General features: G+C 73.8%; 15 protein-coding genes, 1 tRNA gene and 1 pseudogene. 4 read left to right on the plus strand and 13 right to left on the minus strand.

Going from position 1 to position 14,539, the window contains the following annotated elements:
• Nucleotides 1–92: 92 nt before the first annotated feature.
• The 3 genes from pth to IFT72_RS08615 all read right to left on the minus strand — a co-directional run bounded on the left by pth (nucleotide 93) and on the right by IFT72_RS08615 (nucleotide 2,075).
• Nucleotides 93–677 carry an aminoacyl-tRNA hydrolase gene (pth, locus tag IFT72_RS08605; RefSeq protein WP_192046357.1) on the minus strand — a complete coding sequence of 195 codons (585 nt, stop codon included), beginning with the start codon at nucleotides 675–677 and terminating at the stop codon, nucleotides 93–95.
• Between the two features lie 51 nt (nucleotides 678–728).
• The gene (locus tag IFT72_RS08610; RefSeq protein WP_192046148.1) at nucleotides 729–1,364 is read right to left on the minus strand and encodes a 50S ribosomal protein L25/general stress protein Ctc; all 636 of its coding nucleotides are present in this window, start codon (nucleotides 1,362–1,364) and stop codon (nucleotides 729–731) included.
• A 189-nt stretch (nucleotides 1,365–1,553) separates the two neighbouring features.
• Nucleotides 1,554–2,075 carry a gluconokinase gene (locus IFT72_RS08615; RefSeq protein ID WP_056056700.1) on the minus strand — a complete coding sequence of 174 codons (522 nt, stop codon included), beginning with the start codon at nucleotides 2,073–2,075 and terminating at the stop codon, nucleotides 1,554–1,556.
• 206 nt (nucleotides 2,076–2,281) lie between these two features.
• On the opposite strand from IFT72_RS08615, the gene gndA reads away from it, so the two are divergent.
• Entirely contained in the window at nucleotides 2,282–3,685 is a 1,404-nt protein-coding gene (gene gndA / locus IFT72_RS08620) for an NADP-dependent phosphogluconate dehydrogenase (protein WP_056058923.1), read from the plus strand.
• Between the two features lie 125 nt (nucleotides 3,686–3,810).
• On the opposite strand, the gene IFT72_RS08625 is transcribed toward gndA, so the two are convergent.
• From IFT72_RS08625 to IFT72_RS08640, 4 genes are all read right to left on the minus strand, one after another.
• Nucleotides 3,811–4,788, minus strand: a complete 978-nt coding sequence (locus IFT72_RS08625) for a ribose-phosphate diphosphokinase (protein ID WP_056056702.1) — start codon at nucleotides 4,786–4,788, stop codon at nucleotides 3,811–3,813.
• A 43-nt stretch (nucleotides 4,789–4,831) separates the two neighbouring features.
• Nucleotides 4,832–6,265 carry a bifunctional UDP-N-acetylglucosamine diphosphorylase/glucosamine-1-phosphate N-acetyltransferase GlmU gene (gene glmU / locus IFT72_RS08630; RefSeq protein ID WP_192046149.1) on the minus strand — a complete coding sequence of 478 codons (1,434 nt, stop codon included), beginning with the start codon at nucleotides 6,263–6,265 and terminating at the stop codon, nucleotides 4,832–4,834.
• A gap of 61 nt (nucleotides 6,266–6,326) precedes the next feature.
• Nucleotides 6,327–6,815, minus strand: a complete 489-nt coding sequence (locus IFT72_RS08635) for a DUF4126 family protein (RefSeq protein WP_192046150.1) — start codon at nucleotides 6,813–6,815, stop codon at nucleotides 6,327–6,329.
• Nucleotides 6,816–6,920: 105 nt separating this feature from the next.
• A tRNA-Gln gene (locus tag IFT72_RS08640) sits at nucleotides 6,921–6,992 on the minus strand.
• A gap of 76 nt (nucleotides 6,993–7,068) precedes the next feature.
• Here IFT72_RS08640 and IFT72_RS08645 point away from each other — a divergent pair.
• The gene (locus tag IFT72_RS08645) at nucleotides 7,069–7,608 is read left to right on the plus strand and encodes a MarR family winged helix-turn-helix transcriptional regulator (RefSeq protein ID WP_192046151.1); all 540 of its coding nucleotides are present in this window, start codon (nucleotides 7,069–7,071) and stop codon (nucleotides 7,606–7,608) included.
• Nucleotides 7,609–7,636: 28 nt separating this feature from the next.
• Here IFT72_RS08645 and IFT72_RS08650 read toward each other — a convergent pair whose 3' ends face one another.
• The 6 genes and pseudogenes from IFT72_RS08650 to glp form a co-directional block, all read right to left on the minus strand.
• Nucleotides 7,637–8,980, minus strand: a complete 1,344-nt coding sequence (locus tag IFT72_RS08650) for an ABC-F family ATP-binding cassette domain-containing protein (RefSeq protein WP_371741251.1) — start codon at nucleotides 8,978–8,980, stop codon at nucleotides 7,637–7,639.
• A 2-nt stretch (nucleotides 8,981–8,982) separates the two neighbouring features.
• Nucleotides 8,983–9,451: pseudogene (locus IFT72_RS16615) on the minus strand (ATP-binding cassette domain-containing protein); the annotation flags it as partial.
• Nucleotides 9,452–9,615: 164 nt separating this feature from the next.
• Nucleotides 9,616–10,113 (minus strand): molybdenum cofactor biosynthesis protein MoaE, encoded by a 498-nt coding sequence (locus IFT72_RS08655; RefSeq protein WP_167259900.1) that lies wholly within the window; start codon nucleotides 10,111–10,113, stop codon nucleotides 9,616–9,618.
• Nucleotides 10,106–10,603: a molybdenum cofactor biosynthesis protein B gene (locus tag IFT72_RS08660; RefSeq protein ID WP_197981390.1), complete on the minus strand. Its 498-nt coding sequence runs from the start codon at nucleotides 10,601–10,603 to the stop codon at nucleotides 10,106–10,108. Before IFT72_RS08660 ends, IFT72_RS08655 begins: the two co-directional genes overlap by 8 nt.
• Nucleotides 10,591–11,109: a cyclic pyranopterin monophosphate synthase MoaC gene (moaC, locus tag IFT72_RS08665; protein WP_056056712.1), complete on the minus strand. Its 519-nt coding sequence runs from the start codon at nucleotides 11,107–11,109 to the stop codon at nucleotides 10,591–10,593. The genes IFT72_RS08660 and moaC overlap by 13 nt, the downstream gene beginning before the upstream one ends.
• A gap of 10 nt (nucleotides 11,110–11,119) precedes the next feature.
• Nucleotides 11,120–12,376, minus strand: coding sequence for a gephyrin-like molybdotransferase Glp (gene glp, locus IFT72_RS08670; protein ID WP_371741222.1), 1,257 nt, complete (start codon nucleotides 12,374–12,376; stop codon nucleotides 11,120–11,122).
• Nucleotides 12,377–12,415: 39 nt separating this feature from the next.
• On the opposite strand from glp, the gene IFT72_RS08675 reads away from it, so the two are divergent.
• Nucleotides 12,416–13,342 carry an MTAP family purine nucleoside phosphorylase gene (locus IFT72_RS08675; protein ID WP_082514551.1) on the plus strand — a complete coding sequence of 309 codons (927 nt, stop codon included), beginning with the start codon at nucleotides 12,416–12,418 and terminating at the stop codon, nucleotides 13,340–13,342.
• Complete coding sequence (locus IFT72_RS08680; RefSeq protein WP_192046154.1) at nucleotides 13,339–14,430, plus strand: NAD-dependent epimerase/dehydratase family protein; 1,092 nt, start codon at nucleotides 13,339–13,341, stop codon at nucleotides 14,428–14,430. The genes IFT72_RS08675 and IFT72_RS08680 overlap by 4 nt, the downstream gene beginning before the upstream one ends.
• Nucleotides 14,431–14,539 lie beyond the last annotated feature (109 nt).

The raw sequence follows: 14,539 nt of genomic DNA on the forward strand, positions 1-14,539 counted from the left end.
GGTTCGCTGAGGGCTCAGCCCCGGACCGACCACCCGCAGATGGGGAGGGGGCTAGCTCTTCGCCGTGTGGAACGTCAGCTGCGCGCTGGAGCTCAGCTCTTCGCGGTGTGGAACTTCAGCTGTGCCGCCGTGAGCCCGTCGGCGGCGATCATCTCGACCGCGTCGGCCGCGTCGGCCAGGAGGATCGGGAGGGTCTGCCGCTCGGTGGGCGTGAAGTCGCGCAGCACGAAGTCGGCGGCCGGCTGGCGGCCCGGGGGGCGGCCGATGCCGACCCTGACCCGGAGGAACTCGTTCGAGCCCGTCGCCGCGATGATGTCGCGCAGGCCGTTGTGGCCGCCGTGGCCGCCGCCCTGCTTGATCTTGAGGGTGTCGAAGTCGATGTCGAGCTCGTCGTGCACGACGATCAGCCGCGACACGTCGAGGTCGTAGTACTTGAGGAGGGCCGCGACGGGGCCGCCCGAGAGGTTCATGAAGCTGCCGGGCGCCGCGAGCACGAAGCGGGGGCCGCCCGGTGCCGGGCGGCCCTCCGCGACGAGCGAGTTCGTCTTGTGCTTCTTGAACCCCGCGGACAGGCGGTGGGCCAGCTCGGCCAGCACCATCTGCCCGACGTTGTGCCTGTTGCCGGCGTAGCCGGGCCCGGGGTTGCCGAGCCCGACCACGAGCCACTGGTCGCTCAGGGGGTCCTCCTCAGTGATGCAGCGGCGGGGCGTCAGACGGCGGAGCGGGTGCTACTCGGAGCGCTCTTCGTCCTCGATCGAGGGCACGTCGCCCTCGGCCTCGGCGGCCTCGCCCGACTCGTCGTCGACGGCGTCGGTGGTGAGGTCGAGCTGCGGCACGGAGACGGCCAGCACGAGCACCTCGGGGTCGGTGACCAGCGTCGCGCCCTTGGGGAGCGCGAGGTCGGAGGCGTGCACCTGCGAGCCCTCCTCGAGGCCCTCGATCGAGACGACGACCGACTGCGGGATGTCGGTGGCCGACACCTCGAGCGAGACGACGTTGAGCTCGACGACGTGGATCGTGCCGGGAGCCGACTCGCCCTCGACGTGCACGGGCACGTCGACGCTGACCTTCTCGCCCTGGCGGACGACGATGAGGTCGATGTGCTCGATGATCTGCTTGACCGGGTCGCGCTGGATGTCCTTGACGAGGGCGAGCTGCTGCGTGCCCTCGATGTCGAGCGTGATGAGCGCGTTCGAGCGACGCGTGATGAGCATCGTCTCGTGGCCCGGCAGGGTGACGTGCTGGGGGTCGGTGCCGTGGCCGTAGATGACCGCGGGGATCGCGTCGGCGGCGCGGATCTTGCGGGCCGCTCCCTTGCCGAAGCTGGTGCGCAGGGTGGCGGACAGGGTGTTGTCGTCGGACATGGTGGTCTCCGTTTCTGCAGGCCCTCGGGCCTGGGGTGTGTGGTCGGTGTCAACTCGAACGCGCGTCGCGTGAGGAGGGACCCACAGCCGTGGAGCGACCACCCAGAGGGCGGTCTCGGGACTGAGTGCCTGCCTACCTCGTCGATCACGGATGCCGGGGCATCCCTCGCCGAAGTTCAGCTGCCCAGGTTACACGCGGCCCGGGCGTGTCGCCAACCGGTCGAGGACCTCGGCCACGATCTCGTCGGGGCCGGCCTGCACGTCGACGCTGGTGCCGGGCTCGTCGTCGGCGAGCGGCTCGAGCGCGGCGAACTGCGACTCCATCAGCCCGGGCGGCATGAAGTGGCCCTTCCGGGCCTTCTGGCGCTCGGCCACGAGCTCGCGGACCCCGGTGAGGTGGACGAAGAGGAGGCGGTCGTCGCCCGAGCGGAGGACGTCGCGGTACGAGCGCTTCAGCGCCGAGCACGCGACCACCACGCCGTCGTCGCCGGCCTCGCTGATGCGCCCGGCGACGATCTCGAGCCAGGGCCGACGGTCGTCGTCGTCGAGCGGGTGGCCGGCCGACATCTTGTCGCGGTTGGCCTTCGGGTGCAGGTCGTCGGCGTCGACGAACGGCACGCCGGCGCGCTCGGCCAGCAGCTCGCCGACGGTCGACTTGCCCGACCCGCTCACGCCCATCACGACGACGGGGGGCAGGGTGGAGGTGGTCATGCGGTGTCCTTCCGAGACGGGCGGGTCCCGACCAGCGTAGGCGCGCCTCCCCCCGTCCGCCGGGGGTGCCCGACGGTCCCTGTCAACCGGTGGGCGGCGAGGCATAGTCTGCGGTCCACCGACCTTGAGGAGGCACCGTGACCGAACACGGAGACACGAGCGAGCAGACCGCGCAGGCGAACATCGGAGTGGTCGGCCTGGCCGTCATGGGCTCCAACCTGGCGCGCAACCTGGCCAGCCGCGAGGGCAACACCGTCGCGGTCTACAACCGCTCCCCCGAGCGCACCGACACCCTGATGAGCGAGCACGGCGACGCCGGCTTCGTCGCGTCCAAGTCGATCGAGGACTTCGCGGCGTCGCTGCAGAAGCCGCGCACCGCGATCATCATGGTGCAGGCCGGGAAGGGCACCGACGCCGTCATCGACCAGCTCGCCGACCTCTTCGAGGAGGGCGACATCATCGTCGACGGCGGCAACGCGAACTTCCAGGACACGCGGAGGCGCGAGGCCGCCCTCAAGGAGCGCGGCCTGAACTTCGTGGGCGCCGGCATCTCGGGCGGCGAGGAGGGCGCGCTGAAGGGCCCGTCGATCATGCCCGGCGGCTCGAAGGAGGCGTACGAGACCCTCGGCCCCATCCTCGCCTCGATCGCCGCGGTCGCCGAGGGCGAGCCCTGCGTCACCCACGTCGGCAGCGACGGCGCCGGCCACTTCGTCAAGATGATCCACAACGGCATCGAGTACGCCGACATGCAGCTCATCGCCGAGTCGTACGACCTGCTGCGCCGCGTCGGGGGCCACGAGCCGGCCGCCATCGCCGACGTCTTCGAGGAGTGGAACCGCGGCGAGCTCGAGTCGTACCTCATCGAGATCACCGCCGAGGTGCTGCGCCAGACCGACGCGAAGACCGACGCCCCGCTGGTCGACTCCATCGTCGACCAGGCGGGCTCGAAGGGCACCGGCGTCTGGACGGTGCAGAACTCGGTCGGGCTGGGCGTGCCCGTCGGCGGCATCGCCGAGGCCGTCTTCGCCCGCGCCGTCTCGTCGAAGCCCGACCAGCGCGCCGCCGTGCAGGCGACGCTGCAGGGCCGACCCGAGGTGCAGGAGGCGGGCGACGGCTTCGAGGACGACGTTCAGAAGGCGCTCTACGCGTCGAAGATCGTCGCCTACGCGCAGGGCTTCGACGCGATCATCGCGGGCGCCCTGGAGTACGGCTGGGACATCGACAAGGGCGCGATCGCGAAGATCTGGCGCGGCGGCTGCATCATCCGCGCGCAGTTCCTCAACCGCATCGTCGACGCCTACGAGAAGGACGCGACCATCGCGACCCTGCTCGAGGACGACTACTTCGCCGCTGCCGTGCGCGACGGCGAGGACGCCTGGCGCCGCATCGTCGCCAAGGCGGCGCTGTCGGGGATCCCCGTGCCCGGGTTCGCGTCGGCGCTGTCGTACTACGACTCGCTCGCGTCGGAGCGCCTCCCCGCCGCCCTCATCCAGGGGCAGCGCGACTTCTTCGGCGCGCACACCTACGAGCGGGTCGGCGAGGAGGGCGTGTTCCACACCCTGTGGTCGGGCGACCGCTCGGAGATCGAGACGGAGCCGTCGACGCACTGACGCGCGGCAGGCCGGAGACGCCGGACGGCCGTGGCTGGGTCCAACCCGGTCACGGCCGTTCTGTGGCGCAGGTCCCGGGGTGCCCGGGGGCGCCGTCGGCTGCGCCTCCTGGTTCGACGGAGCCGCTACGCGGCTCCGTCGAACATCGACGTGACCGACCCGTTGTCGAAGACCTCGTGGATGGCCCGCGCGATGAGGGGGGCGATCGGCAGGATCTCGAGCTTGTCGAACTTCTGGTGCTCGGTCAGCGGCAGGGTGTCGGTGACGACGACCGAGTCGATGAACTCGCTGGCGAGGATCTCGGGGGCAGGGTCACTGAACACGGCGTGGGTCGCGGCGACCACGACGCCGATCGCGCCGGCGGCCTTGAGGGCCTCGGCGGCCTTGACGATGGTGCGGCCCGTGTCGATCAGGTCGTCGACGAGCAGGCAGACGCGGCCCTCGACCTCGCCGACGATCTCGTGCACCGTCACCTGGTTCGGCACCAGCGGGTCGCGGCGCTTGTGGATGATGGCGAGGGGGGCGTCGAGCTTCTCGCTCCAGATGTCGGCGACGCGCACGCGGCCCATGTCGGGCGACACGACCGTGAGCGTCGAGTTGTCGAGCTTCGCGCGGAAGTGCTCGAGCAGCACCGGCATGGCGAAGAGGTGGTCGACGGGGCCGTCGAAGAAGCCCTGGATCTGCGGGGCGTGCAGGTCGACGCTCATGATGCGGTGGGCGCCGGCGGCCTTGAACAGGTCGGCGACGAGGCGGGCCGAGATCGGCTCGCGGCCGCGGCCCTTCTTGTCTTGCCGGGCGTACGGGTAGAAGGGGGCGACGACCGTGATGCGCTTGGCCGAGGCGCGCTTGAGGGCGTCGACCATGATGAGCTGCTCCATGAGCCACTCGTTGATCGGGGCCGAGTGCGACTGGATGACGAACGCGTCGGCACCGCGCACGCTCTCGTCGAAGCGGGCGTAGAGCTCGCCGTTGGCGAAGGTGCGGGCGTCGGTCGGGATGAGCTCCGAGCCGAGCTCCGCCGCGATCTGGTTCGCCAGCTCGGGGTGCGCACGACCCGAGACCAGGACGAGTCGGTTCTCCCCGGTGATCTTGATTCCGGACACGTCACTCGCTCTCCGGCCCCGAGGGGCCAACCCGACCGGCTCGCTAGTCGGTCGTTCGTTCGGCGCGAGCGGCGGCCTCGGCAGCCGCGGTGCCGGGGCGGTTCGCCTCGACCCATCCGCTCGCATTGCGCTGAGGAGCGATGCTCAGGGCCAGGGCACCTGCCGGCACGTCCTTCCGGACGACCGTTCCCGCACCTGAGTACGCTCCGTCGCCAATCCTAACGGGGGCGACGAACACGTTGTGCGACCCCGTCCTCACGTTCGAGCCGACCTCGGTGCGGTGCTTCGAGACGCCGTCGTAGTTGGCCGTGATCGTGCCGGCGCCGATGTTCGAGTCGGTGCCGACCTCGGTGTCGCCGATGTAGCTGAGGTGCGGCACCTTCGAGCCCGCGCCGATCTCGGCGTTCTTGGTCTCGACGAAGGTGCCGATCTTGCCGCCCTCGCCGAGCGTCGTGCCGGGCCGCAGGTACGAGAAGGGGCCGACGGAGGCGCGGGCACCGATCACGGCGAGGGTCGCGTCGGTGCGCTTCACGACCGCGCCCTCGCCCACCTCCGTGTCGACGAGGGTCGTGTCGGGCCCGACGACGGCGCCGGCGGCCACGTAGGTCGCGCCCTTGAGCTGGGTGCCGGGCAGCAGCTCGACGTCGGGGCTGAGGGCGACGTCGCGGTCGATCCAGGTGGTCTGCGGGTCGACGATGCTGACGCCCTCGAGCTGCCAGTGCTCGACGATGCGGTCGTTGAGGCGGCGGGCGGCCACGGCGAGCTGCACGCGGTCGTTGATGCCCTCGAGGCGCCAGGTCTCGTCGACCGCGCGGGCGGCGACCTTCTCGCCGGCGCCGGTGAGCAGGCCGACGACGTCGGTGACGTACTTCTCGTTCTGGGCGTTGGCCGAGCCGACGCGGGGCAGCTGCGCGCGGAGGGCCGCGACCGTGAAGGCGTAGGTGCCCGAGTTGATCTCGCGGAGCGCCCGCTCGGCGTCGGTGGCGTCCTTGTGCTCGACGATGCGCTCCACGTCGCCCGAGGCGAGGCGCACGACGCGGCCGTAGCCGGTGGCGTCGGGGAGGACGGCCGACAGCAGCGTCGCGGCCGCCGCCTCCTCACGGTGCTGCTCGAGGAGGCCGCGCAGGGTGCCGTGGTCGAGGAAGGGCACGTCGGCGCTCACGACGACGACGTCGCCGTCGAAGTCGGCGGGCAGCGCCTCGACGGCCTGCTCGACGGCGCGGCCGGTGCCGGGCACGTCGTCCTGGTCGACGATCAGGGCGGTCGGCGTCGTCTCGACGATGCTCGTGACGACGAGGTCGCGCTCGTGCCGCACGACGGCGACGAGGTGCTCGGGCTCGAGCGCGGCCGCCGACTCGAGGACGTGCTGGATCAGCGGGAGGCCGGCCAGGCGGTGCAGCACCTTCGGGGTCGCGGACTTCATGCGCGTGCCCTGCCCTGCGGCGAGGACGACGACGGCGAGGGTGCGTGCGGGCATGGTGCTCCTTGGTGAGGTGGGCGCGGCGTTCACCGCCGATCCTCCCACGCGGGGGCGGCGATCAGCGGGAGCGGACGACCGCGACCGAGCCGGAGACCGCGACGGCGTCCTCGACGAGCGCGACGACGAGGTCGGGCAGGCCGGTCTTCTCGACGACGGCCCTCCGGGCGAGGTAGAAGAGCCAGCTGCCCGCGAGGGCGCCGAGCGCCCCGGCCACGGCGCCGGCGACGCGGTGGCCGTCGCCCGCGGTGGTGCTGATCGCGGCGCCGACGACGGCGCCGGAGGTGGCCCGGCCGAGGAGCGGGCCCGCGCCGACGCGGCTGGGCGTGGCGGGCAGCTTGTCGCCGACGAGTTCACCCGCTCCGGCGGCGACGGCCACGCCGCGGCCGACGGGGCTGCGGAACAGGGCCCAGCGCTGCCAGCTGCCCCGCGCCTCCGCGCTGTCGTGGTGGAGGGCGAGCACGGCGAGGGGCGTGGCGGAGCGCGAGCCGCTGAGGGCGCCGAGCAGGGCGGCCTTCACGAGCGGGCGGAGGGTGGCGGACGTCGACATGGGCGGCTCCTCGTCGTCGGGGCGCGGCGCTGACGCGGCCGGCCGGTGGACCTGGAGGCTACCGACGGAGCCGCACGGCGTCCGCCCCGCCCGGCCGACTCACGGCTCCGCCACCAGGATTCGAACCTGGACCTAACAGCTCCAAAGGCTGTCGTGCTGCCGTTACACCATGGCGGACCGCGCTCGCGCGCGAGGTCAAGTGTGACAGCGCGGTGCAGGCAGGGCAAAGCGGACCGGGTGCCATGATGAGGGGATGTCCGAGCCCGAGCGCACCGAGGGGCGCGACCAGCCCGTGGGGCCCGAGCCCCGCGACGAGGTCGACCGCATCGTCGACGCCTGGGGCCACGAGCGCCCCGACCTCGACTTCGCCCCGCTGCACGTGCTCTCGCGCGTCGACCGGCTCGCCAAGCACCTCGAGCGGGCCCGACGCGACGCCTTCGTCGCCAGCGACCTGGAGCAGTGGGAGTTCGACGTGCTCTCCGCCCTGCGCCGCGCGGGCGCCCCGCACCAGCTCAGCCCGAAGACCCTCCTGCAGCAGACGCTCGTCTCGAGCGGCGCCATGACCAACCGCATCGACCGGCTCGTCGCCCGCGACCTCGTCGAGCGGCGCACCGACCCGCACGACGGGCGCGGGATCCTCGTCACGCTCACCCCGTCGGGCGGCCGCGCGGTCGACGACGCCATCGAGCGGCTCGTCGAGGCCGAACGGGCCCTGCTCAGCGACCTCGACGACCACGACCGCCGCCGCCTCGCCGGGCTGCTGCGCACCCTGAGCCTCACGCTCGGCGGCTAGGCCGCCCGCGCGCGGCCCGAGTGGCTCGCTAGGCGAGAAGCTCGCTGAGCTCCAGCCAGCGGGCCTCGAGCTCGGCGGTCTTCGCGTCGAGCGCCGTGAGCTTCGCCTGCAGCGCCGCGAGGCCGTCGAAGTCGGACTGGTCGGAGGTCGCGAACTGCTCGAGCAGGCCGGCACGGTCGCCGCCCGCCTTCGCCAGCTTGCGGTCGATCGAGCCGAGCTCCTTCTCCGCGTTGCGCTTCTCGGCGCCCGAGAGGCCCGACGCCGCGGCGGCCGCCGCGACCGAGCCGTGGGCTCCCTGGACCGCCGTCGGCCGGTCGGTGGCGCCTCCCTGGGCGTCGGTCACCTGCTTGCGGAGCGCCAGGTACTGGTCGACGCCGCCCGGCAGGTGCCGGAAGGCCCCGTCGAGCACGGCGTACTGCTGGTCGGTGACGCGCTCGAGCAGGTACCGGTCGTGCGAGACGACGAGCAGGGTGCCGGGCCAGCCGTCGAGGAGGTCCTCCATCGCCGCGAGCATGTCGGTGTCGAGGTCGTTGGTGGGCTCGTCGAGGATGAGCACGTTCGGCTCGTCCAGCAGGATGAGCAAGAACTGGAGGCGGCGCTTCTGCCCGCCCGAGAGGTCCTTGATGGGCGTCTGCAGCTGCGCGCTCGTGAAGCCGAGGCGCTCGAGCAGCTGGCCCGGCGTCATCTCCTTGCCGGCCGTCACGTAGGAGGTGCGCTGCCGGCCGATCAGGTCGTTCACCTTCTCGTTCGCGACGGCGTGCAGGTCGGCGAGCTGCTGGTCGAGGATGGCGAACTTGACCGTCTTGCCCTGCTTGACCCGCCCCTCCGTCGGGGCCACGACCCCGGTGACGACCTTCAGCAGGGTGGACTTGCCGGCGCCGTTGACGCCGAGGATGCCGGTGCGCTCGCCGGGCGCGATGCGCCACTCGACGTCGTGCAGCACGCGCTTGTCGCCGAACGAGACGCCGACCTCGACGAGGTCGACGACGTCCTTGCCGAGCCGCGCGGTCGCCATCTGCGACAGCTCGACCGAGTTGCGGGCGGGGGGCTCGTCGGCGATGAGCTCGTTGGCGGCGTCGATGCGGAACTTCGGCTTCGTCGAGCGGGCGGGGGCGCCGCGGCGCAGCCACGCCAGCTCCTTCCGCATGAGGTTCTGGCGCTTCGACTCGCTCGCCGCGGCCGAGCGGTCGCGCTCGACGCGCTGCAGCACGTAGGCCGCGTAGCCGCCCTCGAAGGGCTCGACGACGCCGTCGTGCACCTCCCAGGTGTCGGTCGAGACCTCGTCGAGGAACCACCGGTCGTGGGTCACGACGACGAGCGCGCCCGACGAGGGCGACCAGCGACGACGGAGGTGCTCGGCCAGCCAGGCCACGCCCTCGACGTCGAGGTGGTTGGTGGGCTCGTCGAGGAAGAGGACGTCCCAGTCGCCGACGAGCAGGGTGGCGAGCGCGACACGGCGACGCTGGCCGCCGGAGAGGTCGCCGAGGGTGGCCTCCCACGGGATGTCGCTGGCGAGGCCGGAGATGACGTCGCGGATGCGGGCGTCGCCCGCCCACTCGTGCTCTTCCCGGTCGCCGACGATCATCGCGCCGACGGTCTCGTGCTCGGGCAGCACGTCGCGCTGGTCGAGCATGCCGATGGTGAGGCCGCGGCGGGTCGTCACGCGGCCGTCGTCGGGCTCGAGCCGGCCGGCGAGCACCGACATGAGCGTCGACTTGCCGTCGCCGTTGCGCCCGACGACGCCGATCCGGGAGCCCTCGTCGATGCCGAGGGTGACGCCGTCGAGGACGACCTTCGTCGGGAACTCGAGCCGGAGGTTCTCTGCTCCAAGTAGATGTGCCACCTGAGAAGAGTAGTGCGGCTCACCTGGACCCTCGGTCGCAGGCTCCCTCGGCGCTGGCGTCGCGCGCCGCTCCGCGACGCCTCAGCTCCAGCGCGCCAGCAGATGTGCCACCCGAGAAGAGTAGTGCGGCCCAGCTGGGCCCGCCGTCGCCGGCCGCGGCACGGTCAGCCGAGCGAGGCGACCCACTCGTCGGTGCCGTCGGTGAACTCCTGGCGCTTCCAGATCGGCACGCGCTCCTTGACCAGGTCGACGAGGTCGGAGCACGCGACGAAGGCGGCGGCCCGGTGCGCCGACGCGACCGCGCAGGCCAGCGCGAGGTCGCCGACGTCGAGGTCGCCCACCCGGTGCTGCACGGCGATCGTCACCTCGGGGTGCCGCGCGGCGATCTGCTCGGCGACCTCGGCCATGACGTCGCCCGCCGACGGGTGCGCCTCGTAGTGCAGGGCCGTCACGCCCCGGCCGTCGTCGTGGTCGCGCACCACCCCGGCGAAGGCCACCACCGCCCCGGAGGCGCGGCTCGAGACCATCACGGAGCACTCGGTGGCCGACAGCTCGGTCGACACCACCTCGGCGAGCACGACCCGCCCGCTCGGCCCGCCCGGCACGGGGACGTCGTCGTCGGGGCCGGCCGTCTCGGAGAGCGGGCCGTCGTCGTCAGTCATGTGCGCCTCCGGAGATCTGGTCGAGGGCGTGGTCGACGATCTCGTCGAGCACGGCGAGGCCGTCGCGCACTCCCCCGCGCGAGCCGGGGAGGTTGACGACGAAGGTGCGGCCCGCGACGCCGGCGACGCCGCGGGAGAGGACGGCCGTGGGGGTGGCGGCGAGGCCGCGGCGGCGCAGCTCCTCCGCGACGCCCGGCACCTCGAGGTCGAGCAGGGGGCGGGTCTGCTCGGGCGTGCGGTCGGTCGGCGTCAGCCCGGTGCCGCCGGTCGTGACGACGAGGTCGGGGCCGTCGGCGAGCGCCGCGGCGAGCGCCGCGCCCACGGGCGGGCCGTCGGCGACGACGACCGGCTCGGCGACGTCCCAGCCGCGGGCCTCGGCCCAGGCCCGGATCACGGGCCCGGTGAGGTCGTCGGCCCGGCCGGCGGCGGCCCGGGTGGAGGCCACGACGACCGCGACGCGGCGCACCGGCAGGGTGGTCACCGCGACCAGCGCCCCGAGGTGCCGCCCGACTTCTCGAGCACCTTAACGTCGCCGATCACGGCGAGGTGGTCGACGGCCTTGATCATGTCGAAGAGGGTCAGGGCCGCGACGGTGGCCGCGGTCAGCGCCTCCATCTCGACCCCCGTCACGCCGCGGGTCGCCACGCGGGCGACGACCGTGACGCGGTCGCGGCCGACCTCGAAGTCGACCGAGATCGCGCCGAGCGGCAGCGGGTGGCAGAGCGGGATGAGCGCGGGCGTCTGCTTCGCGGCCATGATGCCGGCGATGCGGGCGGTGCCGAGGGCCTCGCCCTTCGGCAGGGTGCCGTCGCTGAGCTGGGCGACGACGTCGGGCCGTGTCGTGATCACGGCCTGGGCGGAGGCCTCGCGCGTCGTCTCGGGCTTCTCGGTCACGTCGACCATGTGCGCTGTGCCGTCGGCCCGCACGTGGGTGAGGCCGCCGGGCGCCACGGGCGAGGAGGAGGCCGGGCGGAGGCGGTAGTGGTCGTCGGTCATCGCGGGCCCCTCAGTCGTCGAGGGCCCAGACTACGACCTCGTCGCCCGGCTGCACCCGGTCGACCCCGACCGGGAGGTGCACCAGCAGCGAGGCCGCCGCGTGGGCGGAGAGCAGGTGCGAGCCCGGGCCGCCGACGAACCGGACCCGGCCGTCGTCGTCGAGCCGGCCCCGGCGCAGCTGGTGCTTGCCGACGGGCGACTCGGCCGCCTCGGCCATCGGGGCCGACCACGCCCGACGCGGGGTGCCCGCCGACGTCTCGGCCTGGAGCACGGGGCGGAGGAACGCCTCGAACGACACCAGCGCACTGACCGGGTTGCCGGGGAAGCAGACGACCGGCAGGGCGGCCGCCCGGCCCTCGAGCCGGAGACGCCCGAGGCCCTGCGGCCCGCCCGGCTGCATCGCGACCGACGAGAACACGACCCCGGCGGCCTCGAAGGCGTCGCGCACGACCTCGTAGGCCCCGGCGCTGACCCCGCCGGTGGTGACGACGAGGTCGACGTCGTCGGCCGCGGCGGCGACCACGGCGAGCAGCGCCCGGGCGTCGTCGGAGACGCGGCGCACCCGCACGTCGACGCCGACGTCGCCGAGGGCCGCGGCGAGGCTCGCGCCGTTCGCGTCGTGGATCGTGCCCGGCGCGAGCGCCTTGCCGGGCTCGGCGAGCTCCTCCCCCGTCGAGACGAGCAGCACCCTCGGGCGGCGCAGCACCTCGACCGTGGCGAGGCCCGCGGCCGCGACGACCCCCCAGCGGGCGGGCGTCAGCACCGTGCCCGCCTCGTGCAGGACGGCGCCGGCGGCCACGTCGCTGCCCGCCGCCCGCACGAACGTGCCGGGGGCGACGTCGCCGGGCAGCACGACGCGGGCCGCCGTGCCGGGCTCGGGGAAGGCCGCGGGCAGGGCCCGCTCGACGGGCACCACCGCGACGGCGCCCTCGGGCACGGGCGCCCCCGTCATGATCGGCGCGGCCGTGCCGGGCAGGAGTCGCGGGCCCGTCCGCCCCGCGGGGATCGGCTCGACGACGACGAGGTCGACCGGCCCCGCGCCCCCCAGGTCGGCAGCGCCCACGGCGAAGCCGTCCATCTGCGAGTTCGCGAACGGCGGCAGGTCGATCGGCGCGACGAGGGGCGCGGCGAGCACGCGGCGGCGGTACCGCTCGGGCTGCGCCGCGAGGAGGGCGGGATCGACGCGGAGGACCTCGGGGGAACGGTCGGCGAGGGCGTCCCTCACCAGGGCCTCGACGTCGTGGCGGTGCTGCTCGACGGTGCGCACTCGGCTCCTCTCGCGGTGGTCGCCAGTAGCGTAGCGAGCGTGACCGACACGACCGACGCGCACCGCGACTCCTCGACCTCCTCCTCCCCCGCCGGCTCCGCCGCGCCCGACGCCGCGGGCCTGCCCCGCGTCGACGTCGCCGTGATCGGCGGCTCGGGCCTCTACTCGCTGTTCGCCCCCGGCACGGCCACGAGCCACGTCGTCGAGACGCCCTACGGGCCCACCTCGAGCGAGGTCACGGTCGGGCAGCTCGGCGGCAAGACGGTCGCCTTCCTCACGCGGCACGGCAAGGGCCACTCGGTGCCGCCGCACCGCATCGACTTCCGCGCGAACGTCTGGGCGCTCGCGTCGCTCGGCGCGAAGGCCGTCGTCTCGTCGTCGGCCGTGGGCGGGGTCAGCCCGGAGTACCCGCCGGGCACGATGGTCGTCACCGACCAGTTCATCGACCGCACCTGGGGCCGCCCCGACACGTTCTTCGACGTCGCGGGCTCGGTGCAGCACCTCGTCGCGGCCGACCCGTTCGACCCGGTGCTGCGCGCCGCGGCCGTCGCCGCCCTCGAGCAGCAGGGCGAGCCGTTCGCCGCGACCGGCACCTGCGTCGTCATCCAGGGGCCGCGCTTCTCGACGCGGGCGGAGTCGCTGTGGTTCCGCGCCGCGGGCGCGCACACGATCAACATGACGATGTACCCGGAGGTGCCGCTCACGATGGAGCTCGGCATGGGCGCCGTCAACCTGTCGTTCGTCACCGACAGCGACGCCGGCATCTCGCCCGAGGAGGGCACCGACGACGACGCCGTCAGCCACGGCCTCGTGATGGAGCGCCTCGCCGCGGCCCAGCCCCGCATCGTCGCCGCCATCGAGTCCATCGTCGCGGCGCTGCCGGCCGACTACGAGCCGCGCGAGCTGATCCCGGCGGCGGCCGTGGCCGAGGTCCTCGCACGGCCCGTCGCGGCGGCACGGTCGTGAGCGACGCGACCCGCGACCCGTCGGCCCCCGGCCGGCTGCTCGTCACGGGCGGGGCCGGGTTCATCGGCTCCGCGATCGTGGCGCAGGCGCTCGACCGTGGCTGGACGGTGCGCGTGCTCGACTCGCTGCGCCCCGACGTGCACGGCGGGCCCCCGTCGCTCGACCCGCGCGTCGAGTTCGTGCACGCCGACGTGCGCGACGCCGCCGCCGTCGACGCAGCGCTCGTCGGGGTCGACGCCGTCTGCCACCAGGCCGCGAAGGTGGGGCTCGGCGTCGACTTCCAGGACGCCCCCGACTACGTCGACAGCAACGAGCACGGCACGGCCGTGCTGCTCGCGGCGATGGACAGGGCCGGCGTCGGCCGTCTCGTCGTCGCCTCGTCGATGGTCGTCTACGGCGAGGGCAGCTACCGCACGTCGACCGGCGAGACGGAGCGCCCGGCGCCCCGCCGCGTCGCCGACCTCGACGCGGGCGTCTTCGACCCGCGCGACGAGCACGGCGAGCTGCTGCAGCCGCAGCTCATCTCGGAGGAGGCGCCGCTCGACCCGCGCAACGTCTACGCGATCACGAAGCTGACGCAGGAGCACCTCGCCACCTCGTGGGCGCGCAGCACCGGCGGGCGTGCGGCGGCCCTGCGCTACCACAACGTCTACGGGCCCGGCATGCCGCAGAACACGCCGTACGCCGGCGTCGCCTCGCTCTTCCGCTCGTCGCTCGAGCGGGGCGAGGCGCCGCGCGTCTACGAGGACGGCGCCCAGCGCCGCGACTTCGTGCACGTGCGCGACGTCGCGTCGGCGAACCTCGCGGCGCTCGACTGGACGGCCGGGCAGGAGCCCGAGACCTCCCGCGCCTTCAACGTCGGCAGCGGCACCGTGCACACCATCGGCGAGATGGCCGAGGCGCTGGCCCGCGAGGCCGGCGGCCCCGCCCCGGTCGTCACCGGGCAGTACCGCGCGGGCGACGTGCGGCACGTCACGGCGTCGTCGGAGCGGCTGCGCGACGAGCTCGGCTGGAGCCCGAGCGTGTCGTTCGAGGAGGGCATGCGCGAGTTCGCGACCGCGCCCCTGCGGGCGGCCGTCGCGCGCTGACCACCGGGCGCCGTCGCGCGACGCGACGGGCGGCGGTGGGCGGCGCTGTCGGCGGCGCCCCGCCGCCGCCGACAGCGCTGGGCGGACAGGCGCGCACCCCGTTCGGGGC

Origin of the sequence: Frigoribacterium sp. CFBP 8754, assembly GCF_014841815.1 — a bacterium.
GTDB lineage: Bacteria > Actinomycetota > Actinomycetes > Actinomycetales > Microbacteriaceae > Frigoribacterium > Frigoribacterium endophyticum.

What these genes read in the sequence shown, in the direction of transcription:
- IFT72_RS08655 (WP_167259900.1), bottom strand. Translation starts at nt 10,113, where the DNA reads ATGACTGACGACGACGGCCCGCTCTCCGAGACGGCCGGCCCCGACGAC.
- IFT72_RS08645 (WP_192046151.1), top strand. Translation starts at nt 7,069, where the DNA reads ATGTCCGAGCCCGAGCGCACCGAGGGGCGCGACCAGCCCGTGGGGCCC.
- gndA (WP_056058923.1), top strand. Translation starts at nt 2,282, where the DNA reads ATGGGCTCCAACCTGGCGCGCAACCTGGCCAGCCGCGAGGGCAACACC.
- glmU (WP_192046149.1), bottom strand. Translation starts at nt 6,265, where the DNA reads ATGCCCGCACGCACCCTCGCCGTCGTCGTCCTCGCCGCAGGGCAGGGC.
- IFT72_RS08610 (WP_192046148.1), bottom strand. Translation starts at nt 1,364, where the DNA reads ATGTCCGACGACAACACCCTGTCCGCCACCCTGCGCACCAGCTTCGGC.
- IFT72_RS08635 (WP_192046150.1), bottom strand. Translation starts at nt 6,815, where the DNA reads ATGTCGACGTCCGCCACCCTCCGCCCGCTCGTGAAGGCCGCCCTGCTC.
- moaC (WP_056056712.1), bottom strand. Translation starts at nt 11,109, where the DNA reads ATGACCGACGACCACTACCGCCTCCGCCCGGCCTCCTCCTCGCCCGTG.
- IFT72_RS08615 (WP_056056700.1), bottom strand. Translation starts at nt 2,075, where the DNA reads ATGACCACCTCCACCCTGCCCCCCGTCGTCGTGATGGGCGTGAGCGGG.